Source organism: Diaphorobacter sp. B2A2W2, assembly GCF_056730635.1.
The window spans coordinates 134,279-146,286 of record NZ_JBWZOR010000009.1 but is presented as its reverse complement, the minus strand read 5'-3'; the positions used below and the strand labels follow the sequence as shown (position 1 = coordinate 146,286).

The following is a 12,008-nucleotide window of genomic DNA, read 5'->3' as shown; positions in this document are numbered from 1 at the left end:
ATGCCTGCTCGCCAGACCGAGACCTGCGTAATCTTCCAAAGCCAGGTGGACCACGAGACGGTCCAAGCTATCTGAGCAGGACTACCGGTCAGTGGCTGTGTCAGTGCCGCCCATGTCAGGCTGAATCAGCGCCACCAGATCAGCCAGCGGTTTTTCAATGGCTTTTTGCGCCTTCAGTTCAACTGATCGGTACAGCTTGAGTACCTTGTGCCCCATCGGGGTCAGTGAGGCGCCACCGCCTGCAGCACCGCCGCGTTGTTTGACAACAAGAGGCTCCAGAAAGTCGCGATTCATGGCGTCCACCAGCGACCAGACCCGCTGGTAACTCATGCCCAGGCAACGACCGGCTTCGGCAATCGAGCCCGTCTCCGCAATGCTCTGCAACACGTCGGCCTTGCCAGGTCCGATGGCGACCGCGTGTTTGATCTGGATTCGAAAGCGTGTGCGCTCTTCGAGAGCAGAGGCATTCAGTGATGGCTTCATGTTCGGGATGATAGAGGTGACTACCCGTTATACTTTTTTGAAGATATCGAACATCACCCTGACCATCCCATCACATTGCCCCACCGCTGCTTTGGGTTCCACCATGAATGTCCTTCGACTGCTCGCTTGCACAATCTCGCTGGCTCTGGGTCTCTGTGTGAAGCCCGTCTTGGCCCAAACAACGACTTCGCAACCCCCCACGGTGGCAGCTGCCGCCGACCTGAAGTTCGCACTCGAAGAAGTGGCGACCCGGTTCGAGAAGGACACAGGTCATCGCATGCGCCTGATCTTTGGCTCCTCCGGCAGTTTCTATTCGCAGATCCTTCAGGGTGCGCCGTTTCACCTGTTCATGTCGGCCGACGAGGGTTTCGTGTTCAAGCTGGCCGAAGCGGGCAAGACGGTGGACCGGGGGCGTCTGTATGCCCACGGACGCATTGGCATCATCGTGCCCAAGGGCTCTGCGCTCAAGGCCGATGGTGAACTCAGGGACCTGGCCGCAGCGCTGAAGGATGGGCGACTGAAGAAGTTCGCCATTGCAGCGCCCGATCACGCGCCCTATGGCATGCGCGCCAAAGAAGCCTTGCAGCACACCGGTCTGTGGGACGCGCTGGAATCCAGACTCGTGTTCGGTGAGAACGTGTCCCAGACGGCCCAGTTCGCCACCTCTGGCGCGACCGAGGGCGGCATCATTGCCTACTCGCTGGCCCTGGCTCCCCAGGTCGCCCACCTGGGTGAATTTGCCCTGATCCCGCAAGCCTGGCACCAGCCCCTGGCACAGCGCATGGTGCTGACCCGGGGTGCGCCCGATGTGGCGCGCGCCTTCTACGAATACATCGCACAACCCGAAGCCCAGGCCATCATGACGCGCTACGGATTTGCCATGCCCAGGCGGTGAGCGAGATGGATTGGCCGTCCCTGTTGTTGTCGCTTGAACTGGCGGGGGTCACGCTGCTGGTGCTGTTGCCCTTCGGGCTCTGGCTTGCACGCTGGCTGGCCAACACGGACTTCAAGGCCAAGGCCTTGATCGAGGCGGCGGTGGTGCTGCCGCTGGTGCTGCCGCCCACCGTGCTGGGCTACTACCTGCTTGTGTCGCTGGGTGCCGGCTCACCCTTGGGTCGCTGGCTGCTGGACACCTTCGATGTCCGCCTGACTTTCAATTTCACCGGTCTGCTGGTGGCGTCGGTGATCTTCAACATTCCTTTCATCGTGCAGCCCGTTCAGCGGGCGTTCGAGGCGATCCCGGCCCATCTGGGTGAGGCCGCCGCGGTGTGTGGTCTGAATGCATGGCAAACCTTTATCAAGGTGGAGCTGCCTTTGGCATGGCCGGGCATTCTCTCGGCCATGGTGCTGACCTTCGTTCATACGCTGGGCGAGTTCGGTGTCGTGCTGATGATGGGGGGCAGTATTCCCGGTGAAACCAAGACGATCGCCATCAGCATCTACGACCGGGTGCAGGCGTTTGACCTTGCCAGCGCTGACCGCATGGCCTTGCTGTTGTTGATGCTGTCTCTGGTGGCCGTTGCGGCGTCCTTTTTTGCCACGGCACGGATGGTGAAGCCCCGATGAACGGTGCACAGTCCACGCCCCCAGGCAGCTTGCAGGTTCACATCGAACAGAGCTTGCCAATGCCCCTGCAGGGTGGGTTCACCTGCAAGCCAGGCGAGCTGCTGGCTCTGGTGGGTCCTTCGGGAGCCGGAAAGACCTCCATGCTGCGCTGTCTGGCCGGCCTGCTCAAGCCCGGCAGAGGACACGTCTCGGTGGGTGACGAGGTGTGGCTGGACACAGATACAGGCGTATTCCATCAACCTCAGCAACGCCATGTGGGCCTGGTGTTTCAGAACTACGCGTTGATGCCGCACATGAATGCACTGGACAACGTCGCCCTGTCGATGCAGCACCTGCCCTCGGCCCAGCGTCGGCAGCGGGCAGCCCACTGGCTCGACCATGTTCGCCTGTCATCCGAACAGCAGGCCCGCAAGCCTGGCAGCCTCTCCGGAGGGCAACAGCAGCGCGTGGCAGTCGCCAGAGCCTTGGCGCGAGAGCCGCGTCTGCTGCTGCTGGACGAGCCATTCTCAGCTGTCGATCAGATGAACCGCCAGGGACTCTACGATCTGCTGGCCGACCTGCGGGAGGAACTGCACATCCCCATCGTGCTGGTCACCCATGATCTGGTCGAGGCCCGGCATCTGGCCGACAGCCTGGTGGTGATGGACGCTGGCTTGGTGATGCAGCAAGGCACCCCGGCCCATATCTACCGATCACCCCGGAACGCGCGCGTGGCCGACCTCGTCGGTATCCAGAACCGCTTCACGGGGCGGTGGCTGGGACCACAGGCAGCCATCGATCCACCGCAACGCAGCGGCTGGCTGGAGTGGTTGTCGCCGGAAGGCCATCCGACTGGCGTTCGGCTACGGGTACGGGACAAGGGCCGGATCGCGGCAGGTCAAGCTGTGACCTGGGTCATACAGGGCGACGGACTGCATGTAGGACATGAGATCACCACAGGAACCCAAGATGCCCGACAGGACTTCGTGGAACTCCTGACCACTGTGATCGAGGTTCGCAACCTGGGCGAAACCACGCTGGCCACGACCACTGTGGACGCCCTGGGTGGGGCGGTATTGCGGTTGATCCGTTCCGGCCCCCAGCGTCAGCAGTTGGCGGTCGGCCAGTCACTGCCCGTTCGCCTTGACTGCGACTGGGTGCATGTGATGCCGACCAAGACCTGAACTTTTCCCCCCGCGATGAGTGGCCCGGTAGAATGCAAATCAGGAGATGGCATTCCTCCTTGAACCGCCTGAAAAGGCTGATGATGCCTACTGACATTCCCGGCGTGGGGTGCCGTAGGCGTTCATCCTCTGTACCGCCACACGTCCGGGTTTGTGCCTTCGCTACACAGACAACAGGATGTGCATGAAATCTTCTGGACGCCACGAACTTCTCAATCTGCTGCCCTACCTGGGCAAATGGCTGGTGCTTTCCAGCGGGGTTGCGGCGTTGGCCGGGTCCGCTTCGGCTCTCTTCCTTTTCGGGCTGGAGTGGGCGACCAACACACGAAACGCACATCGTTGGCTGATCGGGTTGCTGCCATTGGCCGGATTCGCGGTCGGCTGGATGTACCTGCGATTCGGTCAACATGTCGAAGCAGGCAACAACCTGCTGATCGATGAAATCCATGACCCCAAGAAAGTCATTCCGCTGCGCATGGCGCCGCTGGTGCTGGGTGGCACGGTCATCTCTCACCTGTTCGGCGCTTCCGTGGGCCGCGAGGGAACTGCCGTGCAGATGGGGGGCGCACTGGCCGACCAGTTCACCCATGTGTTCAAGCTCAAACACGAAGACCGCCGCATCATCCTGATGGCCGGCATCAGCGCGGGCTTTGCCTCGGTGTTCGGAACGCCATTGGCCGGGGCCATATTTGGCCTGGAGGTGCTGGCGATCGGTCGCTTGCGCTACGACGCACTTTTCCCTTGTCTGGTGGCGGCCATCGTGGCCGACCAGGTCGGTCTGCTCTGGGGTGTACATCACACCCACTACGCCGTCCCGGCGATTCCCGCCATCGCCGCCTGGCCGTTGACCGTGATGCTGATCGCAGGCGCCATCTTCGGGCTCACGGGCAAGGTCTTTGCCGATACCACCCACGCCCTGAGTGCCTGGGTCAAGAAGCACATTTCATATGCGCCGCTGAGACCTTTCCTTGGGGGGGTAGTGGTCGCTGCAGCCGCATGGTTCCTCGGTGCCGACCGTTACATCGGCTTGGGCATTCCGACCATTGTCCAAGCGTTCGAGCAGCCTCTGGCCCCCTACGACTTCGTGGGCAAGATGGCGTTCACGATTGCCTCACTGGGTACGGGCTTCAAAGGTGGCGAGGTCACGCCCCTGTTCTACATCGGCGCGACCCTGGGCAATGCGCTGGCGCCGTTGCTGAACATGCCCGTGGCCTTGCTCGCCGGCATCGGCTTCGTAGCCGTTTTTGCCGGCGCTGCAAACACACCAATTGCTTCGACCCTGATGGCCATGGAACTGTTTGGTGCCGAGATTGGGGTCTATGCGGCCGTTGCCTGCGTGGTGAGTTACCTGTTCTCTGGCCACACTGGCATCTACCGCTCGCAGCGCGTCGGTCACGCAAAACACCACCATGCCCCCGAGGGCATCAAGCTGGGTGAGCTGCCCGCCTACCGGAAGGCGCAGTTGCAACGGACCGACACCGAATCCAAAGAACCTTGAGGCCACTCCATGCAGAACATGACCGCCTTGCGCCTGTACTTTCCGCAATCCGCCCGCGCCAGACCCACCCGTTTCTGGCATCGCCTGTCCGCTCCGGTCTTGAGCCATCACCTGCTGAGTGCCGCCCGCCGCGCCGGCATCCACCAGGTGCTGGTGCACAGCGTGCACGCGGGCTACCTGCCCGGCAAGAAGCTCAGCCACCAGCACATCGAAGCGACGCCAGCCCATCATCCGCTGTGCATGGAACTGATCGATGCAGAGGATAGGCTGCGGCATTTCCTGCGCGAACACGCCGATGAATTGCGCCACGTTCAGGCGGTGCTGTTCCGCTGCGAATTGGCGCTTTGAACGGATGGGGTGCAAGCCATGATCCGCTCCATTCTGGCCGTGTCGATTGGCGCCTCGCTCGGCGCCGTGCTGCGGTGGGGTCTGGGGTCGGCCTTCAATGCGCTGTTCCCGCTCATTCCGCCCGGGACCTGGCTGGCCAACCTGTTGGGCGGCTACCTCATGGGCGTGGCGCTGGCGTTCTTTGGGCAACATGTGGCCCTCCCCGTCGAATGGCGACTTCTCGTCATCACCGGCTTTCTGGGCGGCCTGACCACCTTCTCGACCTTTTCGGAGGAGGTCACCGCGCTGATTCAATAAGGGCGCATGCTCTGGGCGGGTGCCGCCATATCGGCCCACGTCGTGGGCTCACTGCTGATGACGCTGCTGGGTCTGGCCACCGTCACGATCTTCAAACCGCTGTGAAAGGAGAACGTCATGCAAGGCTACCAGTTGACTTTTTTCACCCAACAGGACCGTCGGCACGGCTGGAAACCCCTGGCCGAATGGCTGGTCGAGCAGGCGCGCGTTTTGGGTATCAATGGCGTCACCCTGATCGCCGCGACGGAGGGGGTGGGGCACGATGGCCGCCTGCACTCGGCCCATTTTTTCGATCTGGCTGACCAGCCCATTGAAGTCACGATGGCGGTCAGTGAAACGGACGCCGAGCGCTTCTTTCAGCGCTTGCGCGATGAAAAGGTCAGCGTGTTCTATGTCAAGACGCCGATCGAATACGGCATGACCGCCGCAGAATAGGAGTCCCCAAATGACCGCATCCACCGGATGGTTCTACTGGGCCGTGCTGTCCGCCGTGTTCGCGGCGCTGACCGCCATCTTCGCCAAAATCGGGATACAGGGCGTGGACTCCGACCTTGCCACGCTGATCCGCACTGTGATCATCATCGTCGTGCTCTCGATGTTCGTGGTGTGGACGGGTAAATGGACCAACCCGCTGGCGCTGCCGCCAAAGACCTGGCTGTTTCTGGGCCTGTCCGGGCTGGCCACGGGGGCGTCCTGGGTCTGCTACTTCAGGGCGCTGAAGATTGGGGAAGCCTCCAAGGTTGCGCCGGTGGACAAGTTCAGCCTGGTGCTGGTGGTGTTGTTCGCCGTGGTGTTTCTGGGCGAGCGACCCGCCCTGAGGGAATGGGCCGGCATTGCGATGATTGCGGGGGGCGTTCTCGTGCTGACACTCAAGCGCTGATTTGTCAGCGTGGCTGGAACGCAATGATGGTCATGCCCGCCAGTGCCACGACCACGCCAGCCACGTCCCAAACCGTGGGTCGCACATGTTCGACAGCCCATAGCCACACCAACGCCACGGCAACATAGACCCCGCCGTATGCAGCATAGACGCGCCCTGCTGCGGTGTCGTGAAAGGTCAACAGCCACACAAACAACATCAGGCTCATGGCGGCGGGAACCAGCAGCCAGGCCGAGCGGTCCTGCTTGAGCCACAGGTAGGGCAAGTAACAGCCGAGGATTTCAGCCAGTGCGGTGGCGACAAAAAGCAGGAAGGTTTTCATGTCACCATTGTGCTGGCGGGCGACAGCAAAAAATAGAGTCGAAATCGGCTTTGAAACGGATTTCCTCAGCCGGAAAGCGCGACCGTTTGAATTCGGATGCGTCAACTCCCGCCGGGGCGGGTTCTGTGCAAGACCCTCCCTAAGAAACCGGATTGGCCGACACCAGCACCAGCCCGACCCCGTGCACCAAGGCCTTGACCCTGTCGAGAAAAGGCGTGATGTCGGCTTGCTCTTCTGATGTCACTTCAAAGCTCATGAAAGACGGCGCTTTTTGGCGGGCGCCTTTCACTGTCGGCACTTCAAGCCTGAGGTTCACGACATCAAACGGCTGGCCCTCGATCAGTTCTTCCAGTCGAACCAGGAACTGCTTGTCGCCGAACTCGCCGGCGACCTCCACCTTGGCGCGCGTCACCACATGGGCGAGCGCCTCTTGCGCCTGCTGTCGGGCCTTGAGCGCGTCTTCGCGCTCGTGCTTTTTCAGCGCTTCCTTTTTCACCGTCCGGAAAATCTGCTTCTCGCGTTCGAGTTTCCACACCCCGTCCAGGGTGGGAAACGAGATCGCCGATGTGGGGCACACGTTCCCACAGGTCGAGCAACCGACCGCACATTCCATGGGCGCAACGGCCACGGCGGCGTTGTCGTGCATCTCGTAGACACCTCGACCGCAGGTTACGTAACAGAGCTGGCAGCCGATGCAAGCCTCGGCATCAACCGTCGGCTTCCATGGGATTTCGTCTCTCGGGATGCCATGCCAGGTGCTTTTCTTCTCGGCTGCGGTGGGGGTGTTCATCGGGGGTGTCTCCAAGACGTGGGATGGGGAAGTGTCTGCAGCGTTCGGATGTAGTTCAAACGGGTCCAGACCGACGGATCGGGCACGCGGTCCAGGCTCAGGACAGCGCGGGCGCCTTCGCTCGTGGTGTAGCCCTTGGTGTCCAGCCAGGCGTTGAAAGCGGCCAGCAGCGGCGCCACATGACCGGGGCCATGCTCCAGCAGGACCGAAGCCACCTGAACCACGTGGGCACCACACAGGACGGCACGGGCCATGTCTTCACCGGTATGCACGCCACCGGAGCAGGTCAGATCCAGCTTGGATGCACCTGAAAGCACGGCCAGCGCGTGCAGGCGCAGCGGCAGCTCAGCCGCTGTGGACGAAGCAAGGCTGCGGTGCACGGACAGGTCGTCGAGATCGATGCTCGGTTCGTAGAAGCGGTTGAACAGGGTCACGCCCCTGGCGCCCACCTGCTCCAGACGTTGAACGAAGGCGGGTAAGGACGCATAAAACGGCGTCAGCTTGACGACCACCGGAATGGACACGGCAGCCACGACTGCGGCCACCACCGCCAGCTGTCTTGCCTCCACCTCGGCGCCGGTTTCGGCGGTCTGGGTGACGACGTCGTAGAGATTGAGTTCCAGCGCATCGGCACCTGCATCGGCCAGTTGCCGGGCGTAGAGGGTCCAGCCGCCGGGCGTGGTTCCGTTCAGTGACGCGATCAGGGGCACATTCACCCCCCGTTTCAATGCCCGCATCTGCGCCAGGTGGTGTTCAGCACCTTGGCCAAAGACCGCCGTGTCCGGCAAGAAATGGCTGGCCTCGGCGTTCATGTCGGCGTGGTTGTCGAGGAACCGATGGGCCTTCATCTGCTCTTCGCTCAGTTGCTCCTCAAACAGCGAGGGCATGACGATGGCGCCAGCCCCGGCTGCCACCGCCTGTGCCGCGGCTTGGGGATCGAGGGCCAGGGGCGAAGCGGCCAAGACCAGCGGGCTTTTGAGCCGCAGGCCCATCCAGGAGGTGGTGAGGTCAGCCATGGTGTTCGGGCGGCAAATGGATGTGGGACAACTGTTCGTACAAGGCTTGGCGCTGCCGCACCGCGTCGCGGGCGGCCTGCAACAGCTGGCGGTAGCGATCTGGGTCACGCAACTCAACCATGCGGAAGCGCCCTTCTGCCGCCATGGCATCGGCCACGTCGAGCGTCGGTGCACCCGAGTCCAGCACCAGCGGGGTTTCGCCTTGATCGACGCGCTGCGGGTCGAAGCGGTACAGCGGCCACAGACCGCTGTCCACCGTTCGCCGTTGCTGATGCGGTGACTGCACCAGGTCGTAGCCATGGGCGATGCAGGGACTGTGTGCGATCAACAGCGATGGACCCGGATGGCGCTCGGCTTCCAGCATGGCCCGCACAGCCTGCTCGGGGTGTGACTGCATGCCGATCTGCGCCACATACACATGGCCATAGCCCATGGCGAGCAGGCCCAGGTCTTTCTTGCGTACCGCCTTGCCCGCGATGGCGAACTTGGCCGATGCGCCCAGCGGCGTGGCCTTGGACTGCTGCCCGCCGGTGTTGGAATAGACCTCGGTGTCCAGCACCAGGACATTGACCTTGTGGTGCGAAGCCAGCACGTGGTCCAGGCCGCCGTAGCCGATGTCGTAGGCCCAGCCATCACCGCCGACGATCCAGACGCTGCGCGGCAACAGGGCCGGTGCCGCGTCACGCAGTGCGTTGGCTTCAGGCGAGGCATCCTGCGCCAGCAGGCGCTCCAGTTCGCTGACCCGCTGACGCTGGGCCTGGGCCCAGGCCTCACCGGTGCCCTCACGTTCCGGCGCCTGGAGCAGGCCGGCCAAGAGTTCCGCGGGGAGCCGAGGGGCAAGCGATTCCAGCAACGCGCGGGCGCGATCTGTGGCCGCATCCAGCGCCAGGCGCATGCCCAGGCCGAACTCGGCGTTGTCCTCGAACAGCGAGTTCGACCAGGCCGGTCCCCGACCTTGTGCGTTGACGGTCCATGGCGTGGTCGGCAGGTTGCCACCGTAGATCGACGAGCAACCGGTGGCGTTGGCCACCAACAGCCGCTCACCGAAGAGCTGGGTCAACAAGCGCAGGTACGGCGTCTCGCCACAACCCGCGCAGGCCCCTGAGAACTCGAACAAGGGCTGGCGAAAGGCGACGTTGCGCGGCTCCAGCGGCAGATGCCGCAGCTCGGCCAGCGGGATCTGTTCGAAGTAGTCGAATGCCTCGCGTTGCACGGCACGGTGTTCAAGCAGCGGCTGGGACACCAGGGCCTTGCGGCGGGTGTCGTGCCGGTCCTTGGCCGGGCAGACCTCGACGCAGAGCCCGCAACCCGTGCAGTCTTCGGGTGCCACCTGCACCGTGTAGGCCAATCCCTCCAGCGAAGGCTCGAACGCCTCCATGAGCGATGGAAAACCTGGCGGCGCGTCGGCCAGGGCTGCGGGGTCGTACACCTTGGCGCGGATCGCCGCGTGCGGGCAGATCGTCACGCACCGGTTGCACTGCACACACAGGTCGGGTTGCCAGATGGGAATGTCCAGCGCGATCGCACGCTTTTCCCAGCGGCTTGTGCCACTGGGCCAGGTGCCATCGGGCGGAAACGCGCTCACGGGCAGTTCGTCGCCCCGGCCCTCCAGCAGCAGGCGGGTCACTCGCTGAACGAAGTCAGCAGCCTGGTCTGGGACGGCTGGCGGACGGACGCGTGTGGCCGTGGCATGCTCTGGCACGGCGATCTCGGTCAGGGCCTCCAGCGTGCCTTCCAGCGCCAACAGGTTGCGCCGCACCACCTCGGGACCTCGCCGCCCCCAGTGCTCTTCCAGCGAACGGCGCAGGTGCACCATCGCCTCGTCCATGGGCAGCACCTTCGACAAAGCGAAGAAGCACAGTTGCATCACCGTGTTGATCCGCCGGCCCAACCCGGCGCGTTCGGCCTGGGCGTAGCCATCGATGGCGTACAGGCGACAGCGGCGCTGGATCAGCTGCTGCTGGACCTCGCTCGGGAGCGTGTCCCACACACGCGCAGCGGGCACCTCGGTGTTGAGCAGCACGGTCGCACCCGGCGAGGCGATGTTCAGCACATCGCGCCGCTCCAGAAACTCCGGTGCGTGGATGGCCACAAACTGCGCCTGGGTGATGCGGTAGGTCGATCGGATCGGCCGGGGGCCGAAGCGCAGATGGGACACCGTGGTCGATCCGGCCTTGCGCGAATCCAGCTCGAAATAGCCCTGGGCAAACAAGCCCGCCTGTTCACCGATGAGCTTGATGCTGGCCTTGTTGGCCGACACCGTGCCGTCCGAGCCGAGGCCGAAAAACACCGCGCGCGTCACGTCGGGAGCCTCCAGCTCGCGGTCGAACGCCGAGTCCCATGCCAACGATGAACCGGACACGTCGTCCCGGATGCCCACGGTGAAACGGGCCGGAGAACGTGGCAGCGCCAGGGCGTCGAACACCGCCTTGACCATGGCGGGCGTGAACTCCTTGCCCGCCAGGCCGTAGCGGCCCCCGCTGATCCGGGGCAATGCGGTGCGGCGCCCGTCGGCCACCGCCTGCACCAACCCCATGGTCACTTCCTGCAGCAAGGGCTCGCCCGACGACCCGGGCTCCTTGGTCCGGTCCAGCACGGCAATGGCCTGCACGGTGGTTGGCAAGGCCTGCAGCAAATGCTCCACCGAGAACGGACGGAACAGCCGCACCTTGACCGCGCCGACGCGTTCGCCCTGAGCAACCAGATGCTCGACCACTTCGTGTGCGCACTCGGCACCCGACCCCATCAACACGATGACCCGCTCCGCCGCTGGATCCCCCACGTAGTCGAACAAGTGGTACTGGCGACCCGTCAGCGCCGCGAACTGCGAGAACGTCGCCTCCAGTGCATCCGGGAAAGCCGCATAGAACGGCTCGACGGCTTCGCGCCCCTGGAAGAACGTGTCTGGGTTCTGCGACGTTCCCCGGATGACGGGACGCTCCGGGTCCAGCGCCCGCTGCCGGTGCGCCGCGATGCCATCTGCCAGCATCAGGGCGCGCAGGGTCTCATCGTCGAGCACGGACACGGTACCGATCTCGTGCGAGGTCCGGAAACCGTCGAAAAAATGCAGCACCGGGATCCGGGCCTTCAGGGTGACCGCATGTCCCACCGCCGCCATGTCCTGCGCCTCCTGCGCGGAACCCGAGGCCAGCAGCACGAACCCGGTGCCGCGCGCGGCCATCACGTCGGAGTGGTCGCCAAAGATGGACAGCGCATGGGTGGCAACGCTGCGCGCCGCCACATGCATGCAGAACGACGTCAGCTCCCCGGCGATCTTGTACAGGTCGGGCAGCATCAGCAGCAGCCCTTGCGACGCGGTGAAAGTCGTGACCAGTGCGCCCGCCTGCAGCGCGCCGTGCACCGCACCGGCCGCCCCGCCTTCGGACTGCATCTCGACCACCTTCGGCACGGACCCCGACAGGTTCAGCCGGTGATCGGCCGACCAGGCGTCAGCCAGTTCACCCATCGCCGAGGCGGGGGTGATGGGGTAGATCGCGATCACCTCGCTGGCGCGGTAGGCCACACTGGCCACAGCCTCGTTGGCGTCCAGCGTACGTGTCATTCCCGGAGCCGAAACGACCAAGCCCTGCTCGGTCATGGCACGTTCCGGATCAAAGGAACATCAAAGACGTCTGCGGCAGTTCG

Annotated in this window: 12 protein-coding genes, 1 pseudogene and 1 riboswitch; of the genes and pseudogenes, 8 read left to right on the top strand and 5 right to left on the bottom strand. The window is 63.8% G+C overall.

Annotation, left to right across the window (positions count from 1 at the left end; genetic code table 11):
- Positions 1-81: 81 nt before the first annotated feature.
- Positions 82-483, bottom strand: a complete 402-nt coding sequence (locus tag AC1PPL_RS15020; protein ID WP_479973628.1) for a winged helix-turn-helix domain-containing protein — start codon at positions 481-483, stop codon at positions 82-84.
- A gap of 202 nt (positions 484-685) precedes the next feature.
- On the opposite strand from AC1PPL_RS15020, the gene modA reads away from it, so the two are divergent.
- The 8 genes and pseudogenes from modA (at position 686) to AC1PPL_RS14980 (ending at position 6,235) form a co-directional block, all read left to right on the top strand.
- Complete coding sequence (gene modA, locus AC1PPL_RS15015; RefSeq protein ID WP_479973627.1) at positions 686-1,378, top strand: molybdate ABC transporter substrate-binding protein; 693 nt, start codon at positions 686-688, stop codon at positions 1,376-1,378.
- A 5-nt stretch (positions 1,379-1,383) separates the two neighbouring features.
- Positions 1,384-2,049: a molybdate ABC transporter permease subunit gene (modB, locus tag AC1PPL_RS15010; RefSeq protein ID WP_479973626.1), complete on the top strand. Its 666-nt coding sequence runs from the start codon at positions 1,384-1,386 to the stop codon at positions 2,047-2,049.
- On the top strand, positions 2,046-3,212 hold the full coding sequence (locus AC1PPL_RS15005; RefSeq protein ID WP_479973625.1) for an ABC transporter ATP-binding protein: 1,167 nt from the start codon (positions 2,046-2,048) through the stop codon (positions 3,210-3,212). Before modB ends, AC1PPL_RS15005 begins: the two co-directional genes overlap by 4 nt.
- A gap of 33 nt (positions 3,213-3,245) precedes the next feature.
- Positions 3,246-3,309: riboswitch (Fluoride riboswitch) on the top strand.
- A gap of 87 nt (positions 3,310-3,396) precedes the next feature.
- Positions 3,397-4,710, top strand: a complete 1,314-nt coding sequence (locus AC1PPL_RS15000; protein WP_479973624.1) for a voltage-gated chloride channel family protein — start codon at positions 3,397-3,399, stop codon at positions 4,708-4,710.
- A 9-nt stretch (positions 4,711-4,719) separates the two neighbouring features.
- On the top strand, positions 4,720-5,058 hold the full coding sequence (locus AC1PPL_RS14995) for a DUF190 domain-containing protein (RefSeq protein ID WP_479973623.1): 339 nt from the start codon (positions 4,720-4,722) through the stop codon (positions 5,056-5,058).
- 18 nt (positions 5,059-5,076) lie between these two features.
- Positions 5,077-5,460, top strand: a pseudogene (gene crcB, locus AC1PPL_RS14990) (fluoride efflux transporter CrcB).
- A 12-nt stretch (positions 5,461-5,472) separates the two neighbouring features.
- Positions 5,473-5,790 carry a DUF190 domain-containing protein gene (locus AC1PPL_RS14985; RefSeq protein WP_479973622.1) on the top strand — a complete coding sequence of 106 codons (318 nt, stop codon included), beginning with the start codon at positions 5,473-5,475 and terminating at the stop codon, positions 5,788-5,790.
- 10 nt (positions 5,791-5,800) lie between these two features.
- Positions 5,801-6,235 (top strand): EamA family transporter, encoded by a 435-nt coding sequence (locus AC1PPL_RS14980; RefSeq protein WP_479973621.1) that lies wholly within the window; start codon positions 5,801-5,803, stop codon positions 6,233-6,235.
- A 4-nt stretch (positions 6,236-6,239) separates the two neighbouring features.
- On the opposite strand, the gene AC1PPL_RS14975 is transcribed toward AC1PPL_RS14980, so the two are convergent.
- The 4 genes from AC1PPL_RS14975 to nifJ form a co-directional block, all read right to left on the bottom strand.
- The gene (locus tag AC1PPL_RS14975) at positions 6,240-6,557 is read right to left on the bottom strand and encodes a YnfA family protein (protein WP_479973620.1); all 318 of its coding nucleotides are present in this window, start codon (positions 6,555-6,557) and stop codon (positions 6,240-6,242) included.
- A 139-nt stretch (positions 6,558-6,696) separates the two neighbouring features.
- The gene (locus AC1PPL_RS14970; protein WP_479973619.1) at positions 6,697-7,347 is read right to left on the bottom strand and encodes a hypothetical protein; all 651 of its coding nucleotides are present in this window, start codon (positions 7,345-7,347) and stop codon (positions 6,697-6,699) included.
- Positions 7,344-8,363, bottom strand: a complete 1,020-nt coding sequence (locus tag AC1PPL_RS14965) for a dihydroorotate dehydrogenase-like protein (RefSeq protein ID WP_479973618.1) — start codon at positions 8,361-8,363, stop codon at positions 7,344-7,346. The genes AC1PPL_RS14970 and AC1PPL_RS14965 overlap by 4 nt, the downstream gene beginning before the upstream one ends.
- Complete coding sequence (gene nifJ, locus AC1PPL_RS14960) at positions 8,356-11,961, bottom strand: pyruvate:ferredoxin (flavodoxin) oxidoreductase (RefSeq protein ID WP_479973617.1); 3,606 nt, start codon at positions 11,959-11,961, stop codon at positions 8,356-8,358. Before nifJ ends, AC1PPL_RS14965 begins: the two co-directional genes overlap by 8 nt.
- Positions 11,962-12,008: the final 47 nt, after the last annotated feature.

Coding starts and splice junctions, on each gene's coding strand:
- AC1PPL_RS14985 (WP_479973622.1), top strand. CDS start 5,473: ATGCAAGGCTACCAGTTGACTTTTTTCACCCAACAGGACCGTCGGCAC.
- modB (WP_479973626.1), top strand. CDS start 1,384: ATGGATTGGCCGTCCCTGTTGTTGTCGCTTGAACTGGCGGGGGTCACG.
- AC1PPL_RS14975 (WP_479973620.1), bottom strand. CDS start 6,557: ATGAAAACCTTCCTGCTTTTTGTCGCCACCGCACTGGCTGAAATCCTC.
- AC1PPL_RS14995 (WP_479973623.1), top strand. CDS start 4,720: ATGCAGAACATGACCGCCTTGCGCCTGTACTTTCCGCAATCCGCCCGC.
- AC1PPL_RS15000 (WP_479973624.1), top strand. CDS start 3,397: ATGAAATCTTCTGGACGCCACGAACTTCTCAATCTGCTGCCCTACCTG.
- AC1PPL_RS15020 (WP_479973628.1), bottom strand. CDS start 483: ATGAAGCCATCACTGAATGCCTCTGCTCTCGAAGAGCGCACACGCTTT.
- AC1PPL_RS14980 (WP_479973621.1), top strand. CDS start 5,801: ATGACCGCATCCACCGGATGGTTCTACTGGGCCGTGCTGTCCGCCGTG.
- AC1PPL_RS14970 (WP_479973619.1), bottom strand. CDS start 7,347: ATGAACACCCCCACCGCAGCCGAGAAGAAAAGCACCTGGCATGGCATC.
- AC1PPL_RS15005 (WP_479973625.1), top strand. CDS start 2,046: ATGAACGGTGCACAGTCCACGCCCCCAGGCAGCTTGCAGGTTCACATC.
- AC1PPL_RS14965 (WP_479973618.1), bottom strand. CDS start 8,363: ATGGCTGACCTCACCACCTCCTGGATGGGCCTGCGGCTCAAAAGCCCG.
- nifJ (WP_479973617.1), bottom strand. CDS start 11,961: ATGACCGAGCAGGGCTTGGTCGTTTCGGCTCCGGGAATGACACGTACG.